The sequence below is a fragment of the Aminobacter ciceronei genome (assembly GCF_014138625.1).
GTDB classification, from domain to species: Bacteria; Pseudomonadota; Alphaproteobacteria; order Rhizobiales; family Rhizobiaceae; genus Aminobacter; species Aminobacter ciceronei.
In genome coordinates, this window is record NZ_JACJHY010000015.1 from 126,799 (window position 1) to 150,153 (window position 23,355).

The 23,355-nt window shown below is 59.5% G+C and carries 31 protein-coding genes; 8 read left to right on the forward strand and 23 right to left on the reverse strand.

Annotated features, from left to right (window positions below; all coding sequences use genetic code 11):
• Positions 1–8: 8 nt before the first annotated feature.
• Both HNQ95_RS16670 and HNQ95_RS16675 read right to left on the reverse strand, forming a co-directional pair.
• On the reverse strand, positions 9–461 hold the full coding sequence (locus tag HNQ95_RS16670) for a DUF6789 family protein (protein ID WP_182574587.1): 453 nt from the start codon (positions 459–461) through the stop codon (positions 9–11).
• Between the two features lie 82 nt (positions 462–543).
• The gene (locus HNQ95_RS16675) at positions 544–1,101 is read right to left on the reverse strand and encodes an RNA polymerase sigma factor (RefSeq protein ID WP_246340791.1); all 558 of its coding nucleotides are present in this window, start codon (positions 1,099–1,101) and stop codon (positions 544–546) included.
• A 557-nt stretch (positions 1,102–1,658) separates the two neighbouring features.
• Between HNQ95_RS16675 and HNQ95_RS16680 the strand changes: the two genes are divergently transcribed.
• Positions 1,659–3,035 carry an adenylate/guanylate cyclase domain-containing protein gene (locus HNQ95_RS16680; RefSeq protein ID WP_182574586.1) on the forward strand — a complete coding sequence of 459 codons (1,377 nt, stop codon included), beginning with the start codon at positions 1,659–1,661 and terminating at the stop codon, positions 3,033–3,035.
• 74 nt (positions 3,036–3,109) lie between these two features.
• Here HNQ95_RS16680 and HNQ95_RS16685 read toward each other — a convergent pair whose 3' ends face one another.
• The 7 genes from HNQ95_RS16685 to HNQ95_RS16715 all read right to left on the reverse strand — a co-directional run bounded on the left by HNQ95_RS16685 (position 3,110) and on the right by HNQ95_RS16715 (position 8,337).
• On the reverse strand, positions 3,110–4,108 hold the full coding sequence (locus tag HNQ95_RS16685; protein ID WP_210283790.1) for a DUF3179 domain-containing protein: 999 nt from the start codon (positions 4,106–4,108) through the stop codon (positions 3,110–3,112).
• 110 nt (positions 4,109–4,218) lie between these two features.
• Positions 4,219–5,574 (reverse strand): dihydrolipoyl dehydrogenase family protein, encoded by a 1,356-nt coding sequence (locus tag HNQ95_RS16690; protein WP_182574585.1) that lies wholly within the window; start codon positions 5,572–5,574, stop codon positions 4,219–4,221.
• A gap of 113 nt (positions 5,575–5,687) precedes the next feature.
• Positions 5,688–5,918 (reverse strand): hypothetical protein, encoded by a 231-nt coding sequence (locus HNQ95_RS16695; RefSeq protein ID WP_182585813.1) that lies wholly within the window; start codon positions 5,916–5,918, stop codon positions 5,688–5,690.
• A gap of 9 nt (positions 5,919–5,927) precedes the next feature.
• Positions 5,928–7,352: a mercury(II) reductase gene (merA, locus tag HNQ95_RS16700; RefSeq protein WP_182574583.1), complete on the reverse strand. Its 1,425-nt coding sequence runs from the start codon at positions 7,350–7,352 to the stop codon at positions 5,928–5,930.
• Positions 7,353–7,362: 10 nt separating this feature from the next.
• Positions 7,363–7,563 (reverse strand): hypothetical protein, encoded by a 201-nt coding sequence (locus HNQ95_RS16705; RefSeq protein ID WP_182574582.1) that lies wholly within the window; start codon positions 7,561–7,563, stop codon positions 7,363–7,365.
• Positions 7,564–7,582: 19 nt separating this feature from the next.
• Positions 7,583–7,921, reverse strand: a complete 339-nt coding sequence (locus tag HNQ95_RS16710; protein WP_312870936.1) for a heavy-metal-associated domain-containing protein — start codon at positions 7,919–7,921, stop codon at positions 7,583–7,585.
• Between the two features lie 17 nt (positions 7,922–7,938).
• Positions 7,939–8,337: a mercuric transporter MerT family protein gene (locus HNQ95_RS16715; protein ID WP_182574581.1), complete on the reverse strand. Its 399-nt coding sequence runs from the start codon at positions 8,335–8,337 to the stop codon at positions 7,939–7,941.
• 75 nt (positions 8,338–8,412) lie between these two features.
• Between HNQ95_RS16715 and HNQ95_RS16720 the strand changes: the two genes are divergently transcribed.
• The gene (locus tag HNQ95_RS16720; RefSeq protein ID WP_182574580.1) at positions 8,413–8,826 is read left to right on the forward strand and encodes a MerR family transcriptional regulator; all 414 of its coding nucleotides are present in this window, start codon (positions 8,413–8,415) and stop codon (positions 8,824–8,826) included.
• Positions 8,827–9,172: 346 nt separating this feature from the next.
• Here HNQ95_RS16720 and bufA1 read toward each other — a convergent pair whose 3' ends face one another.
• From bufA1 to HNQ95_RS16755, 8 genes are all read right to left on the reverse strand, one after another.
• Positions 9,173–9,877, reverse strand: a complete 705-nt coding sequence (gene bufA1, locus HNQ95_RS16725; protein WP_246340789.1) for a BufA1 family periplasmic bufferin-type metallophore — start codon at positions 9,875–9,877, stop codon at positions 9,173–9,175.
• 176 nt (positions 9,878–10,053) lie between these two features.
• The gene (locus tag HNQ95_RS16730; protein ID WP_182574579.1) at positions 10,054–10,320 is read right to left on the reverse strand and encodes a hypothetical protein; all 267 of its coding nucleotides are present in this window, start codon (positions 10,318–10,320) and stop codon (positions 10,054–10,056) included.
• Between the two features lie 143 nt (positions 10,321–10,463).
• Positions 10,464–10,883: a hypothetical protein gene (locus HNQ95_RS33975; protein ID WP_281381244.1), complete on the reverse strand. Its 420-nt coding sequence runs from the start codon at positions 10,881–10,883 to the stop codon at positions 10,464–10,466.
• A gap of 58 nt (positions 10,884–10,941) precedes the next feature.
• Positions 10,942–11,166 carry an aminotransferase class V-fold PLP-dependent enzyme gene (locus tag HNQ95_RS33980; protein ID WP_281381243.1) on the reverse strand — a complete coding sequence of 75 codons (225 nt, stop codon included), beginning with the start codon at positions 11,164–11,166 and terminating at the stop codon, positions 10,942–10,944.
• Positions 11,167–11,198: 32 nt separating this feature from the next.
• On the reverse strand, positions 11,199–12,470 hold the full coding sequence (locus tag HNQ95_RS16740) for an ATP-binding protein (RefSeq protein ID WP_182574578.1): 1,272 nt from the start codon (positions 12,468–12,470) through the stop codon (positions 11,199–11,201).
• On the reverse strand, positions 12,467–13,018 hold the full coding sequence (locus tag HNQ95_RS16745; RefSeq protein ID WP_182574577.1) for a hypothetical protein: 552 nt from the start codon (positions 13,016–13,018) through the stop codon (positions 12,467–12,469). The genes HNQ95_RS16740 and HNQ95_RS16745 overlap by 4 nt, the downstream gene beginning before the upstream one ends.
• Entirely contained in the window at positions 13,008–13,712 is a 705-nt protein-coding gene (locus HNQ95_RS16750) for an FkbM family methyltransferase (RefSeq protein ID WP_182574576.1), read from the reverse strand. Before HNQ95_RS16750 ends, HNQ95_RS16745 begins: the two co-directional genes overlap by 11 nt.
• Positions 13,713–13,717: 5 nt before the next feature.
• A complete protein-coding gene (locus tag HNQ95_RS16755) occupies positions 13,718–14,347 on the reverse strand; it encodes a response regulator (protein ID WP_182574575.1) in 630 nt (209 codons plus the stop codon).
• Between the two features lie 153 nt (positions 14,348–14,500).
• Here HNQ95_RS16755 and HNQ95_RS16760 point away from each other — a divergent pair, with 153 nt between their 5' ends.
• Positions 14,501–14,872, forward strand: a complete 372-nt coding sequence (locus tag HNQ95_RS16760) for a hypothetical protein (RefSeq protein WP_182574574.1) — start codon at positions 14,501–14,503, stop codon at positions 14,870–14,872.
• Between the two features lie 76 nt (positions 14,873–14,948).
• Here the strand turns inward: HNQ95_RS16760 and HNQ95_RS16765 are convergent, their stop codons facing one another.
• The 6 genes from HNQ95_RS16765 to HNQ95_RS16790 all read right to left on the reverse strand — a co-directional run bounded on the left by HNQ95_RS16765 (position 14,949) and on the right by HNQ95_RS16790 (position 18,080).
• Positions 14,949–15,122, reverse strand: a complete 174-nt coding sequence (locus tag HNQ95_RS16765) for a hypothetical protein (protein ID WP_182574573.1) — start codon at positions 15,120–15,122, stop codon at positions 14,949–14,951.
• 23 nt (positions 15,123–15,145) lie between these two features.
• The gene (locus HNQ95_RS16770; RefSeq protein ID WP_182574572.1) at positions 15,146–15,562 is read right to left on the reverse strand and encodes a hypothetical protein; all 417 of its coding nucleotides are present in this window, start codon (positions 15,560–15,562) and stop codon (positions 15,146–15,148) included.
• 12 nt (positions 15,563–15,574) lie between these two features.
• Positions 15,575–16,114: a hypothetical protein gene (locus tag HNQ95_RS16775; RefSeq protein WP_182574571.1), complete on the reverse strand. Its 540-nt coding sequence runs from the start codon at positions 16,112–16,114 to the stop codon at positions 15,575–15,577.
• A 108-nt stretch (positions 16,115–16,222) separates the two neighbouring features.
• Positions 16,223–16,936: a thermonuclease family protein gene (locus HNQ95_RS16780; protein WP_182574570.1), complete on the reverse strand. Its 714-nt coding sequence runs from the start codon at positions 16,934–16,936 to the stop codon at positions 16,223–16,225.
• Positions 16,933–17,475, reverse strand: coding sequence for a thermonuclease family protein (locus HNQ95_RS16785; RefSeq protein ID WP_182574569.1), 543 nt, complete (start codon positions 17,473–17,475; stop codon positions 16,933–16,935). The genes HNQ95_RS16780 and HNQ95_RS16785 overlap by 4 nt, the downstream gene beginning before the upstream one ends.
• Entirely contained in the window at positions 17,472–18,080 is a 609-nt protein-coding gene (locus HNQ95_RS16790; protein ID WP_182574659.1) for a hypothetical protein, read from the reverse strand. Before HNQ95_RS16790 ends, HNQ95_RS16785 begins: the two co-directional genes overlap by 4 nt.
• A 155-nt stretch (positions 18,081–18,235) precedes the next feature.
• Here HNQ95_RS16790 and HNQ95_RS16795 point away from each other — a divergent pair, with 155 nt between their 5' ends.
• From HNQ95_RS16795 to HNQ95_RS16815, 5 genes are read left to right on the forward strand one after another with little or no spacing between them, the layout of a single operon-like run.
• The gene (locus HNQ95_RS16795) at positions 18,236–19,186 is read left to right on the forward strand and encodes a lytic transglycosylase domain-containing protein (protein WP_182574568.1); all 951 of its coding nucleotides are present in this window, start codon (positions 18,236–18,238) and stop codon (positions 19,184–19,186) included.
• 12 nt (positions 19,187–19,198) lie between these two features.
• Complete coding sequence (locus HNQ95_RS16800; protein WP_182574567.1) at positions 19,199–19,546, forward strand: TrbC/VirB2 family type IV secretion system protein; 348 nt, start codon at positions 19,199–19,201, stop codon at positions 19,544–19,546.
• Between the two features lie 2 nt (positions 19,547–19,548).
• Positions 19,549–19,848 (forward strand): VirB3 family type IV secretion system protein, encoded by a 300-nt coding sequence (locus HNQ95_RS16805; RefSeq protein WP_182574566.1) that lies wholly within the window; start codon positions 19,549–19,551, stop codon positions 19,846–19,848.
• Positions 19,849–19,851: 3 nt separating this feature from the next.
• The gene (locus HNQ95_RS16810) at positions 19,852–22,263 is read left to right on the forward strand and encodes a VirB4 family type IV secretion/conjugal transfer ATPase (RefSeq protein WP_182574565.1); all 2,412 of its coding nucleotides are present in this window, start codon (positions 19,852–19,854) and stop codon (positions 22,261–22,263) included.
• Positions 22,264–22,319: 56 nt separating this feature from the next.
• Positions 22,320–23,345 (forward strand): lytic transglycosylase domain-containing protein, encoded by a 1,026-nt coding sequence (locus HNQ95_RS16815; protein WP_246340801.1) that lies wholly within the window; start codon positions 22,320–22,322, stop codon positions 23,343–23,345.
• The last annotated feature ends 10 nt before the right edge of the window (positions 23,346–23,355 follow it).

A 23,355-nucleotide genomic window follows, 5' to 3' on the forward strand; every position in this document is an offset into this window, starting at 1 on the left:
TCCTGGCGTCAGGCCTGCACCACGGCCTCGGCCGGCAGCATGCGGAACACGATGCCGAGCACGGCACCCCAGATGATGTGCAGGATGAGGGCCATAACCGGCGCCATCATGCCAAGCGCCAAGCCAAAGAAGCCGGCGCCTACCATCGGCATCGGCAGGATCATCATCAGGAGCCAGGCGAGGATCCCAAAGGAGATTCCCTTCATAATTGGCTCGGAACCCGGCAGCCGATCGTGAAGCAGCGCGAACAAGACGCCCCACAGCACCGTGCCGATCAGGAAATGGGCCAGCCAACCGATGCCGGCGCCACCAACGCCCATCATATTTTGCGACATCCCACTCAACATCGAAATAACGTCGAGCTGGGGCATTATCCCCATCGCGGTTTTCATGATCATGAGCAGGGACAAAACAACAGTCGCCGCAAAGCCGGCGATCATCGAACGAACGTAGATATTCATGGCGATATCCCTGCTTTTGGTTCATCCCGTCACTGATGAATGACCGGCCGCTGCGGAGGGGGTTCTCCAGCTCGCGGTCATTCTAATCCTCCAGATATTCGCGGATCATCAGCCGGGCCCGGTGAATGCGGCTCTTGACGGCCTCGCGTGCGAGGCGCAACTCGATCGCGATCTCGCCGATCGAGTATTCCTGTATGTCCCGCAGCACGATCACGTCGCGGTATTTGTCCGGCAGAGAGTGGATCGCGGCGATCAGGTCCGCGCGTAGTTCCAACTCCGGCCGGTGCACGAAGGCCGGATGATCGTCTGGCGGCATCTCGGCCCGGCCATTCATGCGCCGCCACATGCGACGACATTCGCGCCGGACGATCGAGAACACCCACCCTGAAAACGAAGTGACCGTTCGCAGTGCGCCGATCCGCTGATAAACCAGCCAGAGCGTTTCCTGGACGGCATCATCAGCGTCGCTCGTCCCGGCACATTGCGAGCGCGCGTAACGCCGAATGTCAGGTTGACTGATCGCTAGCAGACGCTCCAATGCCAGTCGGTCGCCCTGCCGGGCAGCATCGATCAGAGTTGAGCGTTCTTCCATGGGTCGCCTCATGCATAAATGCTGCGCCAAAGCGGTGTCGTTGGCCATTGCGGGCTCCATAGCTAAGGATCAGGACGATCCAAGACCCACAATGTCGGCCTTTGCTGATAGAGGCTCCAAAAAGCCAAAAGGGTTCGGCCAAGTAGAAAGAATGCTATCACAGCTTCGTGAGAACGAACCCGGCCAAGTCGCGAAGCGGACTGGCGTCAGTACTTGGATTTGGCGCGGGCGGTCGAACAATCCACCGATCAGCAATTCGACGAGGTCTTCAACGGCCGGACCCGAGGGACGAGGCGACGGGCGACTGCGGTCGGCAGCCGGATGGTTGAGCCATTGGAGACGTCATCATGGCTACGAACCTCTTGCTGTACCGGTTCATCATTTTCACATCCTGCTGGTTGTCGATCGGCGTCGACCGGCAATGCAGGCGAGACTGATCCGATTCGGGCGCGATACCGGCGGATAATTCGCTGCCTGAGTAACCTTTCGAACCAGGATGGCGAATTACAGATCAGGGGTGGCAGTGCCGCCCGAATGACGAAGCAAAAGAGATCGCCATTTTCGCGTCTTTCACCAAGCACCCTGTCGTCGGCGGTCCAAAAGGAATGCGGCTCGATCAAGTCGCTGCGAGAGCCGCTGACTTCATTTTCGGGGCGAAAGCCCAAAGGGGGCTCTCGTCGCGCGTACGTCGTCGAATAGAGGAGCATCAAGCGACAAGTGAAATCATCATTGGATGGATTCAGGCCTGCGCCATCTCCTTCTTCGCCATCGTCTATACGATTTCGCCGAAGGCTTTTCCTCCCGATACACCCTTCGAACCTGTGCCGTGGACACTGGGCATCTACGCCGTATTCACCGCCGTGCGAATTGCCCTTGCCTACAGGCGGCACTTGACCCGCGGATTTCTCACCGTCTCGACAGTCGTCGACATCGCCGTTCTGATGATCACCATTTGGAGCTTTCACCTGCAATATCAGGCGCCGCCTGCACTTTACCTCAAGGCGCCGACACTGATGTACGTCTTCATCCTTATCGCCCTCCGAACGCTCCGTTTCGAACCGCTTTACGTGCTCATTGCAGGCAGTTGCAGCGCCTTGGGTTGGCTTGCGCTCTTCGTCTATGCGGTGTTGCGACCGGGCGAAGCGGCGCCTGCCTTCACACACAGCTATGTCGATTACATCACTTCCTATAGGATACTGGGCGGAGCCGAGATCGACAAGATACTGTCTATCCTGATGGTGACTGCGATCCTTGCGCTGGCGCTTGTGCGTGCGCGCAAGCTGCTCGTCAATTCTATAGAAGAGGAACTGGCGGCGGCTGACCTTGCACGCTTCTTCCCGTCCGAACTAGCCGACCAGCTCCGCCACGCTCAGTTCGAGCCCGTCAAAGGTCAGGGCGTGCGGTGCGATGCGGCTATCCTGGCTATCGATTTGCGCGGCTTCACACAACTCTCGCACGATCTGTCGCCGGGCGAGCTCATGGGGCTCCTTGGCGAATATCATTCGCGGCTCGTGCCGGTAATCGAACGATATCACGGGAGCATCGACAAATATCTCGGCGATGGGATCCTTGCGAGCTTCGGTGCCGTCGCGCCGAGCACAAATCATGCTTCCGATCTTTGCTGCGCAATCGAGGCGCTCATTGCCGTTACGCAAGCCTGGCAGGCCGAGCGGCGGGAAAGCGGGCTTCCGGCGCTTGCAATCGGCATGGCCGGAGCCGCCGGAGAGGTCGTGTTCGGCGTGATCGGTCACGAGACGCGGCTTGAGTACACCGTTATCGGCGAGGTGGTGAATCTTGTGACAAAGCTTGAGAAAGCCACCAAGCAGAACGGTGTGCCGGCACTCGTAACACGCCAGACTTACGATCTCGCGATCGCACAAGGCTTCACGCCACTGGGCGCCGTCAAGCAATTGCCCGGCCGCCTCATCGCGGGTGTGGCTGATCCCATCGACCTCATCGCGTTCACGCGGCATCCCGGTTGATCGGGTGCCTGTTCGCGCCGGTCCGACGCGGTGATCCAGGTGAAAGCCAGGCTTCAGCCCTTCCCGAAATCATTCTATTGCCGGACTGGTCCGTTCTCTGTGTAAAGGACGCCGTCTGGCTCGAAGGCGAAGAAGGCAAAAGCAAAGGGGATGGTGTGCGGAACGTCTTTGCCTTGTCTCTGGACGATGACATTGCCAACGTCGGCGCCTTGGGTGATGTCTGCAGCATTGAGCGCGGACACCTGCCCGGCGCGCCAGCGTATAGTGAGGTCGCCCGACACGATCGGGCCCTTGATGCGTAGGAGCGGCAACGTCCAAGCCTCCTTTCCCACGGCCACAACACGCATCATCGCGGGCACTTTGTCTGGCAGCCTGCCGGAGAACAGGAACGGCCGTGTCGTCTGGTCATAGCCGACATAGGGATTGGTTCCATAGGAGCGAAGAGCAGGGTCGTTCGGCACAAGGACACGGCCGTCTGGCGCCCGCTCGCGAAAGCTTGCCCAGGATTCCAGGCGAGATGGCAGCATTTTAAGCTTGCGGCCAACAAGGTCGCCGACGATCGCTTCGCCGCCGAACTGCTGCCACCAGCTTTCCGTCTGGCGATCGTACATGACGAGATCGGAGTTGCGCAGCTTGCCGGTCGTGCCGAAATCAAGGACACGGTCGTCCTCCAGGCGCCGGACGAAGACGATCCCCGTATTGCACAGCGGGCAATAGGTTATGAGCACCGGAATGCCGCCGACCACGTCATTGACGATTTCATGCCAGATCATCACGCGCAGCGGATAGGCACGGGCGTCGTTGTCGATGATCAGGGAAAGAACAGGTTCCGTTGGCGCGAGACCGTTCATTTCGCCGACCGAAACGAATCTCGGTTGGTCGATCGAAGGGATGCCGTCTTTCGGCGGTCCACCCGAACTGATTTCCGAAAGATCGACAATTGCGTGCGAGAAATCCGTTTGTGGCCATTCATGCTTCCATTGCTGCGCGAGCGAGTTTTGTGCATGCAGATCGGGCGCCATCAGGAGCACCGCAGCGGCGAAAGCGGCCAGCCGAAAAAGACCGATCATCATTTTCTCCTCCCGGCGAGCCGTCGATGGGACGCGCTCGCCCGACAAAAGATTCGCTCAGATGATCGCAATGGTTACGGTGCCGACCGCGTTTTTCAGCCTTGCCGCATCAGCTAGACCATCGAACCGACGTCCGATGCAAAGCTGGGGTAGGCGAAGATGATGCCCTTGATCCTGTCCGCCGTGAGGCTTGCGCCCATCGCCATTGCGAAGAGGTTGATCTGTTCCTCGGCGCCGGGGCCGAGGAGATGCGCGCCCAGGATTGCGCCGGTCCTCTTTTCGACCAGGACCTTGTAGGCGCTGTGCCTGGCGCCGACGCGCAGCGACGAGTACCAGCCCGCCGTCTTTTCGAAATGGATGTCGAAATCCAATCCCCTGTCGCGCGCGACGGCTTCGGAAAGCCCGACAGACGCCAGTTGCGGCAGCGTGAAGACGACGCTTGGGGTCGGCGGATACCTCACCTCACGCTCATCCTTACCGGCAAGCAGGTTCTTGCCCGCGATCCGACCTTCATAGGCTGAGACGGGCGTCAGATTCGGGCCGCTGTCCGCACAATCGCCCGCAGCGAAAATGGCGGGATTGGTGGTACGCATGTAGGGGCTGACCTTGATGCCTTTGCCGCCATATTCCACGCCCACGGCCTCCAGGTTGAGATGCTCGACGTTTGGCACGCGCCCAGTGGCATGAACCACCAGATCGCAATTGATTGTCTGCTTCCCATCCGGCGTCTCATAGGTAACGGCGAAATTCGGCCCGTCTTTCTCGATCTTCAGAACCTTGGCCTCGGTCCGCAGGTTAATCCCCAGATCTTCGGTCGCCTCGGAAAGGATGCCGACCAGGTCGGGGTCGAAATTGCCCAGCGGGCGCTCCATCATCTCCAGAACCGTGACTTCCCGCGCCCCCGCACGTTTGGAGATATGGGCGAATTCCATCGCAATGAACCCTCCGCCGACGAACACGACCCCGTCCGGCCTGTCAGGCAGTTTGAGAAAGTCGGTGCTGGTGATCAGCATCTCCTCACCCGGAATATTCAAGGTCATCGGCCGCGCGCCGGTGGCGATGTGAAAATGCCGCGCCGCTAGGGTTTCGCCATTCACCTCGATCGTCTCTCGCCCGGTAAAGCGCGCCTGGCCATGCAGAGTGACGATGCCTGCTTTTTCCAACCCGGCTTCGATGCGGCCCGGCATGATGTCGGTAAAGCTGCGCTTGAAGGCAATCATGTCGGGCCAATCGACGGAGGTCTGCGCCTCAAGTCCCTTGCCGCTCAAGTTGCGGGCCCAGTCAACGCCCTCGGTCACGGCGATCAACATCTTTTTGGGGTCGCATCCGCGCAGGGCGCAAGTGCCACCATAAGGCAAGCTGTCGACAACCGCTACCTTCCAGCCTGCCGCCGCCGCCATGCGGGCGACACCATTGCCGCCCGTTCCGGCACCAATCACGATCAGGTCGAAACCGCCATCCTCGTTCATGCAATTCTCCTGTTAAGGCTGCTTTCCATATCCCCGACAAGAGCCCTAACAACGTCGCAGGATTCACAGCGCAATGTCTGCAATCACTCTCGAGGTGATATTCGACAACGCCCTTAGCGAAAGACTACTTGCGCCGACCGTACATAGGCTGATCGACGCCGCCACAAATAAATTCCGACAATGGCCAGGACGGCCGCGGCCAGCCAGAGGTAGCCGCCGCCGACCAGCCAACTGGCGAGACCGGCAAAGCTGATGGCGCCAGTTACTGCCAGCACCAACGCGCCGCAGCAGACGATCTTGGCCGCCAGCAGCCCCACAAGGCCGTAACCGTTCAAACGTTCCATCATCGCCTCCTATCCGGCGCAGCATGACAGCTTCGCCACGTCCTTGCCGAAGCCCTGCGCTGCGAGTTTCAACCCTTCGACGGTGGTGAGATAGGGAAAGATCGTCTCGCCGAGCGCCTTCGCCGTCATGCCGTGCTTGATGGCCAGCACTACCGTCTGGATGCTGTCGGCGCCCTCTGGCGCAAGGATCTGTCCGCCGAGCAGACGGTCGGTTTTTCGATCGGCCACCAATTTGATGAGCCCGCGTGTATCGCGCGCAGCCAGCGCCCTCGGGACCTGGTCAAGAGACACGATCGAGGTCTTGGTCTCGAAGCCGGCGTCCCGAGCCGCCTGCTCGGTCAAGCCGACACCGGCAACCTGCGGATCGGTGAACGTCACCCAGGGCATGGTGGCGTTGTCATAGACCAAGCTGTCGCCGTTCATCGCGTTTTGGGCGGCGAGCTTGGCACCATAGGCCGCCATATAGACGAACTGGTCGCGGCCGGTGACGTCGCCCGCTGCGTAAACATCGGGCTTCGACGTGCGCATCCGGTCATCGACCACGACACCCCCATTGCCGGATAGCCTGATCCCCGCCTCGGCAAGGCCAAGACCATCGGTGTTTGGGGACCGCCCGGTGGTCAAAAGCACCTGCTCGACCGTGATCACCTCGTCCGCTCCGTCGATGGCGACCGTCAGTTCGACACCGCGGTCCGTGCGCGCGATCCTGCGATAGGAAAGCTCGGTCAGGATGGTAATGCCATCGTTGCGAAGATGACCGGTCAATGCCTTGGAGATTTCTGGCTCGGCCTCCGGCAGCAGGCGGCGGCGGGTGACAAGCGTCACCTCCGTCCCGGCACGGGCGAACATCTGCGCCAGTTCACACCCGATATAGCCACCGCCGATCACCAGCAGCGAACGCGGCAGAGCGGAAAGCCCAAGCGCGGTCGTACTGGTGAGGTGAGGCACATCCCCAATGCCGGGAATGTTCGGCAATGCTGGCGATGACCCGGTCGCGATGATGATTTTTGCTGCCGGCAGGATGTCGCCATTCACCGCTACTCCCTGGCCATTCAGGCGCGCTTTCCCTTCCAGATAAGCGATGCCGTTGTATTGCGGCAGCAGATCGACATATTTCTTCTGCCTGAGCGTGGTCACCAGGTCGTCCTTGGCGGCGACCAAACGGCCCCAGTCAGCGACGTTGGCTTCCCCTGTAAGACCTGGAAAGCGGTGCGCGGCGCGTACGCCATGCAGCGCCTCGGCAGCTCGGATCATCGTTTTCGACGGCACGCAGCCGACATTTACGCAGGTGCCGCCGATCGTGCCGTGGCCGATCAGGGCGACGTTCGCCCCCTGCTCAGCGGCCGTGATTGCGGCCGAGAACCCGGCCGATCCAGCACCGATCACCGCAAGATCGTAGCGGCCATTGCTTTTTGGCGCGCAGCAGTCGGACATGAAAAATCTCCTAATGTTTTCTGGTATCGACGCGTGGCCGATGTCGCCACAGCAGGTAACCGGCTGCAGCGATGATGATGAACATTGGCACCAGACCGTAGACCGCGGTTGTGAGCGCGCCCACGCCGATCACGCCTGCCGCCACCAGCAGGATCGGCGCCAGACAGCACAACGCCACGATCAGGGCGCCAGCCAGTCCAAAGCCAAGCATGGACCGGTCGTGCACGGGCTCAACTCCCGATCGCCTTGGCCGGATAGCCGGCATTGGTGGAAGCGGCGGCAATGGCCGCGACCGTCACAGCCGACGGGTCATAAACAACCGTCGCCGTCTTGGCCTCGAAATTCACCTTGACCGACTTCACCCCCGCAACGCCTTCCATGGCCTTGCGCACGGTGATCGGACATGCAGCACAATACATGTTCTCGATCGCGAAGGTCCGCGTTTGTTCCTTGACGACGATCGCTTGCGACGCGGATAGGGTAAACGCCGGAACGGCAAGCGGCAGCATAATAGTACCGCTCAGGCCGAGCACAGCCGCCGCGACCAGATGTTTCGAAAAATGTTTCACTTTGTTATCTCCTCGTTTCAGTAGAACAGCGGGGCCCACCAGCCGATCGTACTGGCAAGCACAATGAGGATCGTTGCGATCCAAAGCGCGGTTTTGGTAACGATGGCGGAGCGCGGACGGGCGCAGTAGGAATCCGGTTCGCAGATGGTTTTGGGCTTGAAATAGACCTGCCAGAAGCCAAACCCGAGCGGCACGAGTGTCGCCGCCGTAATGTAGGGCTTATACGGCTCCAGCATCGTCAGGTTGCCGATCCACGCGCCCGACACACCGAGTGTCACCAGGAGCAGCGGAACGACGCAACAGGCCGATGCCAGGAAGGCGCCGATAACGCTCAGTGCCGCGAGCCCGCCCTCGCGCCGAACCATGTCGGCGGCCTCTTCCGAAGAATTCAATGTCTCGCTACCGATTTCGTTCATCGCAACCATCCTCGATTTCTGAATGAAAACAAGATAAACTCTGTAGCCAGTACAGGCTCAAGAGGTATTTTCACCATGAATTCTCTTCTTTCCGCCAAGGGACTGCAGCGCCACCAATTGGCCCGCGCGACCGGCTGCCACCTGGAGACCATCCGCTATTACGAAAAGATCGGCTTGCTGCCCGACCCGCCGCGCAGCTCCAGCGGCTATCGCATTTATGACGAAACCGACGTCCGCCGCCTGCACTTCATTCTAAGGGCGCGGGAACTCGGTTTTGGCATCGACGAGATTCGCAGCCTGCTTCACCTTGTCGATTGCAGAAGCCAGACCTGCGCGGAGGTGCAGCGCCGGACCGAACCGCATCTCGCCGAGGTCCGTGCCAAGATTGCCGACCTCCAGCGCGTCGAAGCGGTGCTCGTCACGATGATCTCGCAGTGCTCCGGCGAAGAAGTGCCGGAGTGCCCGATCCTTGACGCGCTCGCCGCATAACCATGACAGACTAGTGGCCGCTGCTCTTGCCGAGATCGCGGCTGTTTTGCTTTCTCGACCTGGCTGAAATTGGACAAGATGATTTGGTGGATCGCCCCAGGCATCGTCAGTGGGTGTCATTTCGCCGCTAACCGGGACCGAGCCCAGCCTGGCCGCGTCGCCGACTCTGGGGGACGCCGTCGAAACCGACGTCGAACGCCTCGCCTTTTGGAATCTCGCGAATGACGCCTGCTTCCAATTCCGGCCGAACGGTACATAGTCGGGTAACATGCTCATCAGGAGACCGCGGATCGCGGACACTCGCCGGAGCCTGCATCGCGAGATCGCACATTTGGGCGAGCACGGGCTAACTCAGCTTACCGCCTATTTTTTCGCAGGTTCCCTTGGGTACCAGCTTGAAGTCCGTCGGATCGAAATCGACCAAGGACTGGCCGTTGCAAGCGTGCTTGGCGGTTGAGCAGTCGTTCGTGCCGGCCTTGGCGATACCGAAGCAATTCTCGGTCGCGCCGGCCACTTGTGTCGCTGGTGAAAACGCTTGGACCGACTTGTAAGCGCCATACAGCGCGGCCGCCGCTGCGCCGCTGAGAGCGGTGCCTGTCACCAGCCGTTTGGCGACGTCCACTTCTTGGCCGGGGGTCTCGGGTTCCCATACGGGCTCGGTCGCGCACGCCGCAATTCTGCGGCCTATCAACACGTCCCATACGCTGCTAGCGACGAGCACGACCAGCCCGGCGTAAACAGAGATGGGCACCGGATAGAAGCCGGTCACGAGCAGCCATAGGCCGCCCGTCGCAACAGCGCCGCCGGCCAAGCCGCCCCAGAAAGGCATCAAGTTGCTATGCCCCCGCGCCGAGTGGAACAGGAACCAAAGGCTTATGGCCACGAAGCCGGCAAAGAGCGGGAACAAATAGGCGTCGTTGATCAAGACTCCTAGCCCCACAGCGCCCATGGCAGCCAATATTGCGGGAACGCCCAGACAGCACGCGGCTGCTATGGCTGCGCCAAACAGGCTCGCAAACTGCTTTGACATTTGCCCGATCATCTCTTTCATATCGTCTCGTCTGCCTCGAAAACCGCTCAAGCCAATGGCGCGGACCTGTATCGCGCCTGACTCATTCGGGTGCACGAATTGTCCGGCTGCCCGGTGACGGTCGTTGCGTAGCTCGACTTCTGATGGAACGGCAGGCTGCACCCTGTAGTCAGTACAAACTCAAGAGGGAATTTTCGTCACGGAAGATCAACTTTCCGCGAAAGGACTGCAGCGCGCCGAACTGGCCCGCCTTCGGGCTGCTGTTTGGAAACCAACTGTGAGAAGATCGGCCCCTGAGCGACCCGCCGCGCAGTGCCGGTGGCAACCGGATCAATGACAAAGCCGACGTTCAGCGCCAGCAGCAGTTCGCCGGCGACACCTTGCGGTGCTGTGCTGCGGCCACTGGCGCACGTTGCCGGAAGCCGCTGATCGAAACGCTGATCCGGGAGGGGATGGCCGCCCACTAAGCTAAACTCTCCAACCGAAGCCGCAAGAACACATGTCGCGCGGTGGTTCGGGCACGTTGATGATCACCCGAACGGAGTTGTCTTCGCCCACGTCACGGCGGAGAGTAGTTCGGCAACGCCTCCAGCAGTTCAGCCGCAGGTCAGGAACCGCCGGGCGACTCAGCAGGAGGTAGGGGGGCCCGCAATTGGTCGACAACGGCGTCGATCTCGGCCTCGGTGGTGCGGCCGAGACTGAAGCGGATGGCCCCCATTCCAATCGCCTCCGGCACGCCCATGGCGGCGAGCTCGGGCGAGAGCTCGACCAGGCCGGCGTGACACGCAGAACCGGTCGATGCTGCAACACCATCCAAGCTGGCAAGCACCTCGGCGCCGACTTTGCCGACGAATGAGACATTGAGCGTATTTGGAAGGCGACGCTCTGGATGGCCGTTCACCACAATACGCCCGCCGAAACGGTGCTGCAGCGCCTCCCACAAGTGATCGCGCAGCGCGCGGATGCTAGTCATCGGCTTCAGGTCCGTGGCGAGCGCACAGGCCGCGCCGAGGCCGACTGCGAGCAATGCACTCTCGGTGCCGGCTCGCCGGCCATGTTCATGCCCCGCGCCATGGATCAGGGGCTCAAGCGTGAACGCCACCGCGGACGTAGAGCGCCCCCACACCCTTGGGCGCGTAGAGCTTGTGGCCAGCGATGGTGAGCAGATCGACGCTAAGTGCGTCGACCTTGGTTGGAATCTTGCCGACCGATTGCGCCGCGTCCGTGTGAAACCGAACCCCGTGTTCCCGCGCGATGGCACCGATCTCTTCGATCGGCTGGATCGTGCCGACCTCGTTGTTGGCGTGCATGACGCTGATGAGAATGGTGCGCGGGGTAGAGACTAGCCTTTGGCGGTGGCTTGCAAAGGCTGGGCTGGAATTCGCACTTGCACAACAGTGCCTTTGTCCGGATTGCTGTTGATAGTGAGGTTACCGCGTAGGGTTGCGGCCATTTGGGCGCATCCCGTGAGGCCAAGTCCGACATGATTTCCCGCCTTTGTCGAAAAGAAAGGCACTGTGGCCTTTTCGGCAATTTCGGGTGTCATGCCCACGCCGTTGTCCGATACCTCCAGGATGACGTTCGTACGGCCGAGAAACCGGAGCCGTCTGAGCGCCGTGCGAACGGTGATCTTGGGGTTCTGCCTGCCGTTAACAGCGGTTTCGGCATTCTGGATCAGTTCGTCGACGAGCAACTGAAATTGTGTCGCGGGGACGGGGAGATGGATCGTGTCGATGTCGATATCCAGCTTGACGAGACCGTTTCGCCGCTCGGCGACGTTTCGAAGAATCTTGCCAAGGTCTTCGGATCGAGGATCCCGCTCGTTATAGGCGATTTTAAGCAGGCCATTGTTGATGGATTCGAGTTCGTTTGCCGCGCCGCGGGCGGCCTTCAACATTTCTTCGCTGAGTGGTTGGCCTAGGCCTGTGTTGTCCAGAAAGAGGCGGAGGGCGGTGACGCGCGATCGCGTCATATGAGCAAACAACGAAGCAAATGAGCGTAAATGCTGATCGCGGCGGCTGATGAAGGCGTAGCGCTGATGGATAATGAGGTAGAAGATCGCGACTAGGCCAAGGGCGATCGCGAATAGAAACCAGTTGCGCGATGCAGCAATGTCGATCTGAGCCGTCTCCTGCAGGGTGGCACTATGATTAACCGTAGCGCTGGACACTTCGAACATATCCTGCTCGAGCCGATCCATGTAGGGGAGGGCTTGGGCGTAGTTCGACCCCGCAACGATGATCGGCGTGACTTTTTGCTCGATGATCTGGCGAACATCCTGCAGCAGTTTGGCATCCTTCTTCGGCAGGAACCGGTCTACATAGGAGAGCGCCAGCAATTGTTCGATGTTGACGCTGACGAGAGCGATTTGTCGGCTGATGTCGGGCTCAAGCTTGCCCGCTTCGCTGGCAAGGCGGACATAGCCGTTGACTCGCAAAAGCCGCTCCCTGACCTGGGTGGCGCGCCATTGGATTTCATAGGTCTGGCTAAGAATCTCGTCGGTATCGTGTCGATATTGCTCCGACCGCAGAAACGCCCAGGTGCTCAGGACCAGCGCGACGCACAGCCCCACATAGGGAAGGATAGCAAAGACGCTGCTGGTCCTGAACGTCATTGAACCGATCGAAGGGCTACTGGGAAGAACACCCAAATCGAATTGCGGGCAGGGACGTAATCACTCGGCAAGCGGTCGTAGGGCCAGACAACAAAGATCGGGCCTTTCTCCAGCATGTTTATGGGGCGAAACTCCTGGCCGCCCTTGCACAGGCTTTTGGCACGGTCTTCGTCCGTGCATTTCCGTTCAACCGCAAGGATAGGTTCGAACTGCTCAATTTCGTCGCCTCGGATCTCCGAAACGAAATTGTCGTAGGCGACGATCTTGATGCCTGGATTGTCGGAAATGCCGCCCTTTGCAAGCACGTCCTTCAACTTGGGTCCCCGGTAGACGATTGTTTCGTTTTCCTTCGTCCAGGGAGTGCGAGTGTCGTAGGTTTGCTGAGGGAACTCGGCCTTCAGCTGCTCGGTCGAGAAGGTCTTTAGCGCCTGGCCGGAAGCATTCTCAACGGAGATCATGTTCGGGTTGTCGTAACTCGCCTCCGATGCCGACAAAGAGGCGATGGTGAAAACTGACGAGAGCGTCAGGGTGAGAATGTTAAGCCGCATCGGCTGCCTCCGCTTCATATTCCCTCGGGCCGTCGTCCTTGGAGAACAACACGCATGGTCCACGCGATCCTCTCGGATCGTAGGCGAACCCCTTGGCAGCTAACGCCTGGGTGATGTCCAGAATGCCCTCCAGACCATAGAGATGATCGTGCAGTTCAAGAAAGATGCGTTCAACGCCTGGTAGAGCGGCTTGCTTCAGCAAGTCGCGCTCTGCACCCTCAATGTCCATGACCAAGGCATTGATATTGTGACTGGTCAGAAACTCGTCGATGTTGGTGGAGCTGATGGAGATCTCGTGCTCGTAGGGACCTTGGTTGGGGTCCATAGATGACATCCAGAGATCCTTGCGCACGTAGAAGCGGAAACTGCGAGGTTCTCCCGCGGCAAGAATGCCTGGCGACAACACCACGTTGCCGATGCCGTTGGCATCAATGACGCGCTTCGCCAGCGCTGCAGTCGTCGGATTGGCCTCGAACGCCCACACCTGGACACCGGGAATTTTCGCGATGACTGAGGTGATGACGCCGATGCCGGTACCGAGTTCAAGCACCCGATCCTTGCGCTTGACTGCTTTGTGAACCCAACGGGCTTCCTTGGCCTCGTAACTGCCATTGGCGAGGGCTTGCCAGATGATCGGCGATACATCGCCAGGAAGGAGGGGAAGTTTTATGCCATGAATTGTCAGTGATACCATGCGGTCTATAATCCCTTAGGCAGCTTATGACCCTGCCTCATGAGTTTAGCCCGCGCCTGCTTGTAGTATTTTTCAACAGTGCCAACGTCAATGCCTAGGCGTTGCGACATCAGCTCGTAAATTTGCTTCCGCTTCATGCCCCGTTCTCGACGGGTCATCATGTCGATGATTTCTTGTTCACGCGGAGTGAGGCCGGAATATCGATAGTCGGGAATGGTCATTCCGACACGCGAAAGCCGGATGGAAAAGCCTTTGGTCGAGATGTCTTCCAGCACATCCGAAAACACGCCGGGCTCCAGACCGGTCTTGCCGAGATATCCGGCTGCGCCGATCTGCCGAAATTCCTCGGCTTCCACGCTGCTGTCAGAACCAGTCACGACAACGTGGATGGCACTCGGTGACGCTTCGATGATCTTATCCACAACTGAGACGCGATCGGCCGGAGCAGTGGGATCAAAGCCAGGGAGGCCAGGATCGATAACGACAAGATCGAAATCGTCTCGCTGGAGCTCTCGGGTGGCGATCTCCAACGTCTCGGCGCCAAGCACCATGCAATCGCCCAGGCTCGAGCGAATTTGCTCCATCAGGGCCAGTCGCATCAAGTTTTGGTCCTCGACGACCAACGCTCGAAACATGTCTCCAGAACCTCGCTGCCTATTTCTTGGGGCGGGTTTACACCCTCTATGGTTGAAAAATAGGGGGGCTGTCACCCCTTTTTTTTCGGCCCTTGGTGGGTATCAGTCGAATGGTCGCGGCGGGGCGGTGGTCGATTTACTAGGAACAAAGCTATGCTGAGCCTAGGAATATCTACGCTTGATCCATCCGCTGATGACCTGATCGATTGGCCATCTCGACTGGCCGGGGGCTTCTCGGCAGAAGCGGCAGCAGAGGGTTCTGCCATTGGCTTGAAGCTGGCTGACGTGACCGGGCGACACATGGCGGCGACGCAAAAGGCATCTGATGTCGTCACCGACGGGGGAGGGCGACAGGTGTCCGAAGAGGCGATGGCGCTGCGCGAGGTGATCATGTATCGGCCGGCCGACCACAGGGACTCGATCGGCAAGCTCGTGTACATCGCTGCGTATCTCATCGCGCGGAGCAAGCGTCTTGACGAAGAGGAATTGGCGACCATTCTGGAAATGGCTGCGCCCGTCGGGTGAGCGTCTGACCATGAAGGGAAAAGGCCCACCGCCCAGGCGGGCTCTTTTGTAGCGCAGACGTTTCCTTGATGGCCTGTCACAGTAGGTCAGGCCTTCCATGCACCAGGCGGATGAGCCCAGCCTGTACCGCGCCGGTGACGATTCCAAAAAGCAACGCAGCCAGCAAGTCCCAGCCAAAGCAGAGTGAGATTACGAAGCAAACCACCGCTGTTGCAAAGACCGTCACGTAGTCGAGAAATTGATCTTCCATAACGAACACCTTTCCGTATCGGCCTAGAAGATTGTGGCAACCCATTCGCCGTTGGCCGCCTTTGCGAAGCCGACAACACGATTGAGAGGCTGTGCCTCAGGCGACATCTTGACCGTGGTCACGCACGAAACGCCGGGGCCGTTGTTGTTTTTGTCGCACTGGCCAAGGGCAAGTGAGATCTTCGGCATGTCGTTGCGATCCCAGACCAACGGTGAGCTGGATTGCGCGTTCTGAAAGGCGGCCAGGGCCTCACCCTCTGACGGTTTTTCCACGACTGGTAGAGGACACAGTGAGGGATCAGCGGCTATCGCCGCCGTGAGCTCGGCCTTGGTAATGGTCCTTGCCTCGACAGTCGGGTGTGGAATTACCAGCCAGGTTCCGCCGGCGCCGGCCGCAAGGCCGACGCCGGCTGTTATGGCGAGTAGGACGGCATTGTTCATCGCTCTGACCCACTAGAGATTCAGATTGAACCAGTGGCGTTGCTTGACGCCCTGATCATTCGGAATGTCGAAGTACCAGGGATCAGCGCGCCTCGGCCGCTGCGAGGAAATCTCCTTGATGCAAGAGTTTTCTCCGTCACGGGCACGGCGGTTCAAGATCACGCCGGCTTGATGGGCGGGACCGTTTAGACCGGGGTGCGTTTGACAGGTGTTGAGGGTCTTGACGCAACGATCCGGTGCGCTGCGATTTCCGTCCCGGCCATATTGGCTATAGCCGATCTTGGTCCCTTCGGGGCAATCGGCATATTCCTCACGACCCGGTGCACCGGCCTTTGCTTCGTTGCAGATGGGCCACGAGAAGCCAGGCTTCGACATGGCAGCAATAAGTTTGATCATCGGCGGGACGCAGTATTCCACGCCATGCCAGGAAGGGTTTTGCGAGGCTGCGCAAAGCAGGACTTGGCAGCCCCAGGATGCGTCTTGTGCCTTGGCCGCTGTGGCTGGAAGGAGCGCGGCGCCGGCGATGCCGGCGGCATAAATCAGGTGTCTCATGTCAGGCGGTCCTCTGATTATTGCGGGCGTCGCCCAGGCGACAGACGGTGTGTCGTTGGGTGGAGTGGTTCGCTTCGAAGCGTCTGCCACGTAGACGAAGTCCGGCAACTATCGATCTGTCCTCAACGGTCGCTTGCGGGCATCGGCAAATGGCGGGGATATTTCACTCTCGCGTTCGGCCAGCAGATTGAAATCAGCGATCGGCCGGCGATCTGGCGTCTTGTCGACCGCCTTGCGGCGCCATTCATTCATGTCGAGCACGTAGGTTGCCCACATGCCGTAGCGCGCGGCCATGGCGTAACGCTGATAGGCGGCATATTGGCCATTGACGAGATAGGGCGAGGCAACTCGCGCCCAGCCAACACGAAGCATTTCCAGGGCAAGATCTCGAGCGCCGGTGGTGCAACGCGCGATCGCCGTACCGTCGACTCTGTAGGAGACGACATTGCAGGTCACCGACTTGTTGCCGACCGTCCGTTTAAGCCATGCCTTGGCAAATGGTCCGCACGGGACGGGTGGAGGAGCCTTCACTCTCTCACGGTCTTCCCACTTGGGATCGAGTGCCCATTGCGGCAGCTCGCAAGCGTCGATGTCGGCCAATTGGACGCTCTGTGCGTACTGAGGGTACCAGAGCGTCCGCCCGTCCATGACCGCGACCCGCCCCCTTAGAACAGGATGCACCCGGGTCACCTGGGCGGCGGATGGTTCTACGGCTGGCCGGTAGACCTTGCGGACAGGCTCATTCCTGATGACATCCGCCGCTTCGACGGCCTCAGCGGTGAGGGCAAGCATTGCTGCCGACAAGAGGAGTCGGGCTTTCATTGCTTCGCCTCCTTCTTGGCGCGCTCGTTGGCTGTCTTGGCCAACAGGACTGCCGGGTGCACAACATCGGGGAACTGCCAGAGACCGGCCTTGCGTTCGCGGGCGTCCAGCTCGGCCACGGAGTACGGCGGATGAAGTGGCATGCCCTGATCATCGAGCGAAGCGAAGGCGTAGCCGCTCGAAATCATCATGGTGGCGAGGTCGAGGCGATCCTTGCCAACGGTGGCATAGCAGATGACGTAGGTTAGGTCCGCGGTCTTGGCGACCGGCGCGCAAACCGGCTTGGTGTCCTTGATATAGGCAGCAAACATTGCCAGGGACGCATCGCCACAATCGCGCTTTTGCCCCTTCAAGTCGGTGTAGTTGGTGCCGCGAAGGCAGGATTGAACCCCAAACAGGCGATAGCGTTGCCCCTCTGCAACCCAGGTGTCGCCGGTTTCCAGTGTTATGCCCGGCTCCAGGTCAAAATAGCCGTCAGGCGCACTAAGCGCCGTTGCAACACTGGCCACGGTGAGCGTAAGGGCGAGTGAACACCTCATTGGGCCTTCACTCGCGGATCGGCCCACATGCCGTAGGACCCTTCTTTGCCGACATCTTCGGCCTGCGCGAGGTCCGGCCGGTCATAGGAGCCATCGGGCTTTTTTGTCAGGCGCAACGCGCCAAGGGACAAAAGCTGCTCCTCGAACATATCAACGGAATCGAGGCTGCCGGGATAATTGTAGTAGCCGTAGCAGGTGGCATTCTGCGTCGGTGACGACTGCTCGCTGACGAAGGCCCGGCAGAAGATGACCTTCGGGCCTTTCAGCATGATTTGCAGCTGCTGCTGCGCGAAGTCGGCGCAAGCGCCGACAAAGCCTTCCTTCCGGTTGACCATTTCACCTTGGCACGGCTGGAGACCGTAAAGGTGAAGATTGGTCTTGCCATCGACCCGGAAATCCGTGGGCGATACCGCCGCATATCCGGATGCTGACGCGTAGCCCTTTCGGTCCACGGCTTTGCCGCTGCCATCATAGTATTCGACGACCAGCACCGTCTTGCCCGGTGCCGCCAGCGACTTGATGTAGTCCTTGTTGACGTTGTCCACCGACCAGGCCGGCGTTGCCATAACGCAACCTGCGAATGCAGCAAGGATGGTCCGTTTCATTTCCAGCCCTTTACCATATTGGTTCATGCCGAATCCCACTTTTGGGGTTTAAGTGTGGCGCAAAAACTTGTATCGCTACACCAAATCGGTTCATACAATGGCGAACTTAATCGGTTTTCACCACAATCTCAACACCGCAAATGGGGCGGGCCGCGATGACAAAAAGGGCTGGAACGAGCAGCATTGCAGGCAGCGGGGCTCTGATTTGCTCGACCCTGCTGAATGTGCTCGCCACTGGCGCCGCAACGGCCCAGGAAGTGCAGAAATCCGCCAACTTTGTGAATATTTTCGCGCAAACTGAAAGCGTCAATGACGCTGCGATCAGTAGAATTTTCGATTCTAGATGGAGCCTGAGCGGCGGTCATTACGTCGTCAGCGAGGACGGCGTTGTAACGCCAGAGAAGACAGCCAAAAAGGGCCGCCAGACAGACACCCATATTGGTACACTGAAGGGGGCTTACACGACGGAAGACGACACTCCGGAAAATACCATTGTGGGTAAGATACCGACAGGACAGATTACCCAAAATGGCTTAGAAAACCCGGCTCAAGACAGCACGGCAGGCGTGCAGGCTTGCGGTCCGTCACCGCTAAGCCCTTCGGAAATCAAGAAATTAGTTGTCGATGCGGCGCGGCGTCACAAGGTCGACGAGGTTTTCGCCACGGCGATTGCCTGGGCGGAAAGCGGCTTCGATCAAACTCGCAATTCGGACAAGGGCGCGCGCGGCCCCATGCAGCTCATGCCTGCCATCGCCGAACGGTTCCAGGTCGAGGACATCTGCGATCCGCAGCAGAACATAGAAGGCGGCATGAAGTACCTGCGGGTCCTGCTCGACGAGTTCCAAAATCCTCTGCTTGTCGCCGCTGCCTACAACAGCGGCGAGCAACGGATCTACGCGTACGGCGGCATCCCGCCGTTCCGGGAGACCGTCGGCTACGTCGCCAAGGTGGTCAATTACCAGCTCGGTTTGCCCATGCCGGCGGCGAGGGCAAAGCCCAATGCATCCGGGACCACAACAATCGCAGGCGGTGATGAGGACGGCAACGTCGGTGTCATCGCCGTGAAGAAGACCGGCAAGTTTGTCGGTGGAGTGATGCACTTTTGAAGGAGAGAACGCATGAAGTGCAATGCAATTGAGGGACCGAAGGTCGGCGCATGGAAGCTGGCAGCCGTTCTTGGATTGGCTGCGGCCATGCACATGGCCGGCGTCGATCTAGCCTTGGCGCAAAGTGGTGGTGGCGGCGGCGCCTTCGCGCCACTGCAGACGGCCGTTCAAATGATCGTGGATTTCATCACCGGCCCGTTCGGCCGGCTGCTAGCGATCATTGCAGTGATCGGCCTCGGTTTCCTCGCCTTCGCCGGTCGGCTGTCGTGGTTCACGGCAGGCGCCGTCATCGTCGGCATTGGCCTGGTCTTCGGCGCACCGACCATTGTTGATGAAATGATTGCGGCTGTCGGCAAATAGCGATGGCTGAGTTCGAGGACGAAAAGCCTGCGCTCACGCCGTTGGTGATCGGCTTGACCCGTTCACCGACGCTCTGGGGCGTGCCGTACATGGCCGTCGTTATCGTCGTCGGTTGTACGATCATAGGGTGGCTGGGCTCCAACTCCCTGTGGGCGCTGCTGACCGCACCAGTCGCCTACCTCGTCCTTTTCACGCTGTGCACCTGGGACAGCAAGATCCTCGACGTGATGCAGGTTGCGTCGCGCAAGACGCCCCGCACGCGCAACAAGAGCTTTTGGGGCGCCAATTCATACGGACCATAGCCGATGCTGAAAGTCGTCACAGAAGAGCTTGGGTTTGGGAAGGTCGCTCAAAACGAGCGGCCTATGTCGACTCATATCCCGTATTTGCGCCATGTCTCCGATACAGTGATCGGCTTGGAAAACGGCGCCTTGATCAGCGTCATCAAGCTCGATGGCCTGTTCTTCCAGACTGAGGATCAGGCCACGCTAAACATGCGCTCCGTCGTGCAGAACACGATGATCCGTGCGCTCGGTTCCAGCCGGTTTTCGCTGTGGTCGACGGTCATTCGCCGCGCGGTTGAGACCGAGATCGGAGGCGCTTTTGATGATCCGTTCTGCGACCTGCTCAACAAGCGTTACATGGAACAGTTACGCCACAAGCGCATGTTCACGAACGAGATCTACCTGACCATCGTCAGGTCAGGCATGAGGGGTGCGCTCGGCATCGGTGACACCCTTAAGCGGATACTCAACAACGCCAGCCGCGACGGCCGCTCTCAGCAGTCTCGCGAGGACGTGACGGAACTGGAGGAGCTTGTCACCAACATCACGCGCGAGCTCGAGAAATACGGCGCGCGCGCGCTCGGCATCGCTCGCCGCGACGGCGAGCCATATTCCGAACCCTGCGAGTTCTTCAACACAATCCTGACCTGCGGCGTGCCACGCAAGATGCGGCTCCCGCGCATGGGGATCAGCAACTATGTCGGCACGTCTCGCCTACATTTCAGCAAGCGGACCATGCAGGCACAAGCCGCTGTCGACGAGGACAGCCGTTTCGGCGCGCTTCTGTCGGTAAAGGAATATCCCCCCTTCACAGGGCCGGGAATGCTCGACGGCCTTTTGCAAGTCAATCACGAGTTCATTCTGACGCAATCGTTCACGATTGCGGACAAGCCTATTGCTCAAGAGCGAATTACGCGCCTGCAGCGTCAAATCCAGGCCTCGGATGAAGCGGGCAGCTCGGTCGAACACGACATCGATTTCGCAGTTGACAGCCTGATGAACCAGGAAGCCGTTTTCGGCTTCCACCATCTGACACTGTTGTGCCTGTCGCGCGATCTGGAGGGCGTGAGCAAGGCGGTCTCCGAGCTTGGGGCATGCCTCACCGACATGAACATCAACTGGCTGCGCGAGGATATGAACCTCGAAGCAGCCTTTTGGGCGCAATTGCCGGGAAATCACAGTTACATCGCCCGCAAGGCGTTGCTGTCGAGCGGCAATTTCGCCGGTTTGTCGTCAATGCACAATTTCGCGACGGGACAATCTGACGGCGCGCATTGGGGCTTGCCGATCACGATCCTCGAAACGACGTCGCAAACGCCGTACTGGTTCAACTTTCATCAACGCGACATTGGCCATTTCCTCGTCACCGGTCCAACCGGCTCGGGCAAAACCGTCGGCCTGACGTTCTTGCTTGCCCAGGCTATGCGTATCAATCCCGCGCCCAAGGCAGTTTTCTTTGACAAAGATCGCGGTGCGGAGATCTTCATTCGGGCGGTTGGCGGCACCTACGAGGTACTGTCCCCGGAAACACCCACCGGCTTCAACCCTCTGCAGCTCGAGAACACCGGATCGAACCGGGAATTTCTCCTGCGGCTGCTAAAGGCAATGCTTCGCGCCAACGATCGTCGCGACTTTAGCCAGGAAGACGAAGATACACTCGAAAAGGCCTTGGCTCGGCTCATGCAAGAGCCCGCGGCTGAGCGTAACTTGGTGAACCTTTCGACCCTGCTCGTCGGTCGCTCTCGCGCAGACGCCAACGACCTTCATGCGCGGCTGCGGCCATGGATCGACGGCGAAAAGGCATGGCTGTTCAACGCTCAGCACGACGTTCTGTCGTTCTCAGGACATCGTGTCTTTGGCTTCGACATGACCAACATCCTCGCAAATGAGGAGCTGCGCACACCGGCGCTGATGTACCTCTACCATCGGCTGGATGAGCTGCTGAACGGCGATCCTGTCATGTTCTTCATGGATGAAGGCTGGCAGCTGCTCCAGGACGAGACCTTTTCGGCGTTCATCGTCGACAAGATGAAAACCATCCGCAAGCTCAACGGCATTGTCGGTTTCGGAACGCAGTCGGCGGCCGACATCGCCAAGGCCCGCGCATCACACACGCTGATCGAGCAGTCGGCAACGAACATCCACTTCCCTAATCCGCGCGCGGACGAGGAAAGCTACATCACCCGCTTTGGCCTGACGGTCAAAGAATTCAACTTCATCAAAAACACCCCGCCTGAGAAGCGCACCTTTCTCGTCAAGCACGGGAATGACTCGGTCATTGCCCGGCTCGATCTGTCGTCGATGCCCGACATGGTCAAGGTCCTGTCGGGCCGAAAGAAGACGATCGAGGAGTGCGCAGCACTTCGGGAACAATACGGCGACGAGCCGGAAAAGTGGCTGGCTGAATTTTGCGGATGGGAGAAGGCTCAATGAGAAATCGTCTGGCCCTTGGCTTGCTGGTGACAACACTCGCCACCCCCGTTCCGGCGATGGCGTCCGGTGTTCCCGTCATCGACGGAGCGAACCTCGGTACAAAAACGGATCGGAAGGACAAGAACGGCGAAATCGAAGAGACCGACAAGGACCGGTTTTCGATCAACAAGGGCGTGACCTGCTCTGTCTACAGGGGAGGTCGCAAGGACGATCCGGTCGCGGCCGCGCAAGCCAACCCTGAAATCGTCGGCCTGGTCAAAAGGGTCGCGAGGGAAGAAGGCGTCGACGAGAACCTTTTTATGGCTCTCGTCTACCAGGAAAGCCGTTTCAATCCATGCGCCCAATCCGGCGCCGGCGCATATGGCCTCACACAGCTGATGCCGGGGACCGCAAGCGATCTCGGGGTCAATCGCTACAATATCGAGTCCAATTTGCGTGGCGGCGCCCGCTATCTGAAACAGCAGCTCAGGCGGTTCGGCGGCAACATGAATCTGGCACTTGCCGCCTACAATTCTGGTCACGGCAACGTCCAGAAATACGGCGGCATCCCGCCGTTCAAGGAAACACAGGGTTACGTCAAAAAGATCACGCAACAGTGGCTGCCAGCACTCGGTGGGGCGAATGGGGCGAACATCCCGATCAATTATGGCGGCGGCAGCACATCGTACACTGGCATGCGGGATTCGACTATCAACGCCATGGCGACGTCGCAAGCCACGCAGGAGAGCGGCGCCAACGTCGCCTCATGGCTGCAGCAACTCGGCGGCCTGACCACTGGAACTATTCAGGACAGTTGGGACCACAATTCCGGTGCGCGAAACGCCAATCTCGAAATGATGAACCAGGTCATCCTGCTCGGGTCGACAATGGCAGGCCTGTTCAATTCAAGAAACACGATGCAGCTGACCGAGACGTCCGGCTCATCGCAGTCGTCCGGATACAAAAACAAAGGCGAAATGCCGCGCGAAACCACTGGTCTGTGCGACCCGCGCGAAGGGTTCGAATGGAGCCCGGCGGACAAGGCCTGTGTCCAGAAGCGCGAGCGTGAATCCACCCTCAACCTGCAACTCAAGCTTCAATAAGGAGACCTTC

What these genes read in the sequence shown, in the direction of transcription:
- HNQ95_RS16780 (WP_182574570.1), bottom strand. Translation starts at nt 16,936, where the DNA reads ATGAAAGCCCGACTCCTCTTGTCGGCAGCAATGCTTGCCCTCACCGCT.
- HNQ95_RS16770 (WP_182574572.1), bottom strand. Translation starts at nt 15,562, where the DNA reads ATGAACAATGCCGTCCTACTCGCCATAACAGCCGGCGTCGGCCTTGCG.
- HNQ95_RS16810 (WP_182574565.1), top strand. Translation starts at nt 19,852, where the DNA reads ATGCTGAAAGTCGTCACAGAAGAGCTTGGGTTTGGGAAGGTCGCTCAA.
- HNQ95_RS16800 (WP_182574567.1), top strand. Translation starts at nt 19,199, where the DNA reads ATGAAGTGCAATGCAATTGAGGGACCGAAGGTCGGCGCATGGAAGCTG.
- HNQ95_RS16785 (WP_182574569.1), bottom strand. Translation starts at nt 17,475, where the DNA reads ATGAGGTGTTCACTCGCCCTTACGCTCACCGTGGCCAGTGTTGCAACG.
- HNQ95_RS16670 (WP_182574587.1), bottom strand. Translation starts at nt 461, where the DNA reads ATGAATATCTACGTTCGTTCGATGATCGCCGGCTTTGCGGCGACTGTT.
- HNQ95_RS33980 (WP_281381243.1), bottom strand. Translation starts at nt 11,166, where the DNA reads ATGCACGCCAACAACGAGGTCGGCACGATCCAGCCGATCGAAGAGATC.
- HNQ95_RS16795 (WP_182574568.1), top strand. Translation starts at nt 18,236, where the DNA reads ATGACAAAAAGGGCTGGAACGAGCAGCATTGCAGGCAGCGGGGCTCTG.
- HNQ95_RS16715 (WP_182574581.1), bottom strand. Translation starts at nt 8,337, where the DNA reads ATGAACGAAATCGGTAGCGAGACATTGAATTCTTCGGAAGAGGCCGCC.
- HNQ95_RS16815 (WP_246340801.1), top strand. Translation starts at nt 22,320, where the DNA reads ATGGCGTCCGGTGTTCCCGTCATCGACGGAGCGAACCTCGGTACAAAA.
- HNQ95_RS16740 (WP_182574578.1), bottom strand. Translation starts at nt 12,470, where the DNA reads ATGACGTTCAGGACCAGCAGCGTCTTTGCTATCCTTCCCTATGTGGGG.
- merA (WP_182574583.1), bottom strand. Translation starts at nt 7,352, where the DNA reads ATGTCCGACTGCTGCGCGCCAAAAAGCAATGGCCGCTACGATCTTGCG.
- HNQ95_RS16720 (WP_182574580.1), top strand. Translation starts at nt 8,413, where the DNA reads ATGAATTCTCTTCTTTCCGCCAAGGGACTGCAGCGCCACCAATTGGCC.
- HNQ95_RS16745 (WP_182574577.1), bottom strand. Translation starts at nt 13,018, where the DNA reads ATGCGGCTTAACATTCTCACCCTGACGCTCTCGTCAGTTTTCACCATC.
- HNQ95_RS16750 (WP_182574576.1), bottom strand. Translation starts at nt 13,712, where the DNA reads ATGGTATCACTGACAATTCATGGCATAAAACTTCCCCTCCTTCCTGGC.
- HNQ95_RS16675 (WP_246340791.1), bottom strand. Translation starts at nt 1,101, where the DNA reads ATGGCCAACGACACCGCTTTGGCGCAGCATTTATGCATGAGGCGACCC.
- HNQ95_RS16805 (WP_182574566.1), top strand. Translation starts at nt 19,549, where the DNA reads ATGGCTGAGTTCGAGGACGAAAAGCCTGCGCTCACGCCGTTGGTGATC.
- HNQ95_RS16705 (WP_182574582.1), bottom strand. Translation starts at nt 7,563, where the DNA reads ATGCTTGGCTTTGGACTGGCTGGCGCCCTGATCGTGGCGTTGTGCTGT.
- HNQ95_RS16760 (WP_182574574.1), top strand. Translation starts at nt 14,501, where the DNA reads ATGCTGAGCCTAGGAATATCTACGCTTGATCCATCCGCTGATGACCTG.
- HNQ95_RS16690 (WP_182574585.1), bottom strand. Translation starts at nt 5,574, where the DNA reads ATGAACGAGGATGGCGGTTTCGACCTGATCGTGATTGGTGCCGGAACG.
- bufA1 (WP_246340789.1), bottom strand. Translation starts at nt 9,877, where the DNA reads ATGAAAGAGATGATCGGGCAAATGTCAAAGCAGTTTGCGAGCCTGTTT.
- HNQ95_RS16790 (WP_182574659.1), bottom strand. Translation starts at nt 18,080, where the DNA reads ATGAAACGGACCATCCTTGCTGCATTCGCAGGTTGCGTTATGGCAACG.
- HNQ95_RS16685 (WP_210283790.1), bottom strand. Translation starts at nt 4,108, where the DNA reads ATGATGATCGGTCTTTTTCGGCTGGCCGCTTTCGCCGCTGCGGTGCTC.
- HNQ95_RS16755 (WP_182574575.1), bottom strand. Translation starts at nt 14,347, where the DNA reads ATGTTTCGAGCGTTGGTCGTCGAGGACCAAAACTTGATGCGACTGGCC.
- HNQ95_RS16695 (WP_182585813.1), bottom strand. Translation starts at nt 5,918, where the DNA reads ATGGAACGTTTGAACGGTTACGGCCTTGTGGGGCTGCTGGCGGCCAAG.
- HNQ95_RS16775 (WP_182574571.1), bottom strand. Translation starts at nt 16,114, where the DNA reads ATGAGACACCTGATTTATGCCGCCGGCATCGCCGGCGCCGCGCTCCTT.
- HNQ95_RS16680 (WP_182574586.1), top strand. Translation starts at nt 1,659, where the DNA reads ATGCGGCTCGATCAAGTCGCTGCGAGAGCCGCTGACTTCATTTTCGGG.
- HNQ95_RS16765 (WP_182574573.1), bottom strand. Translation starts at nt 15,122, where the DNA reads ATGGAAGATCAATTTCTCGACTACGTGACGGTCTTTGCAACAGCGGTG.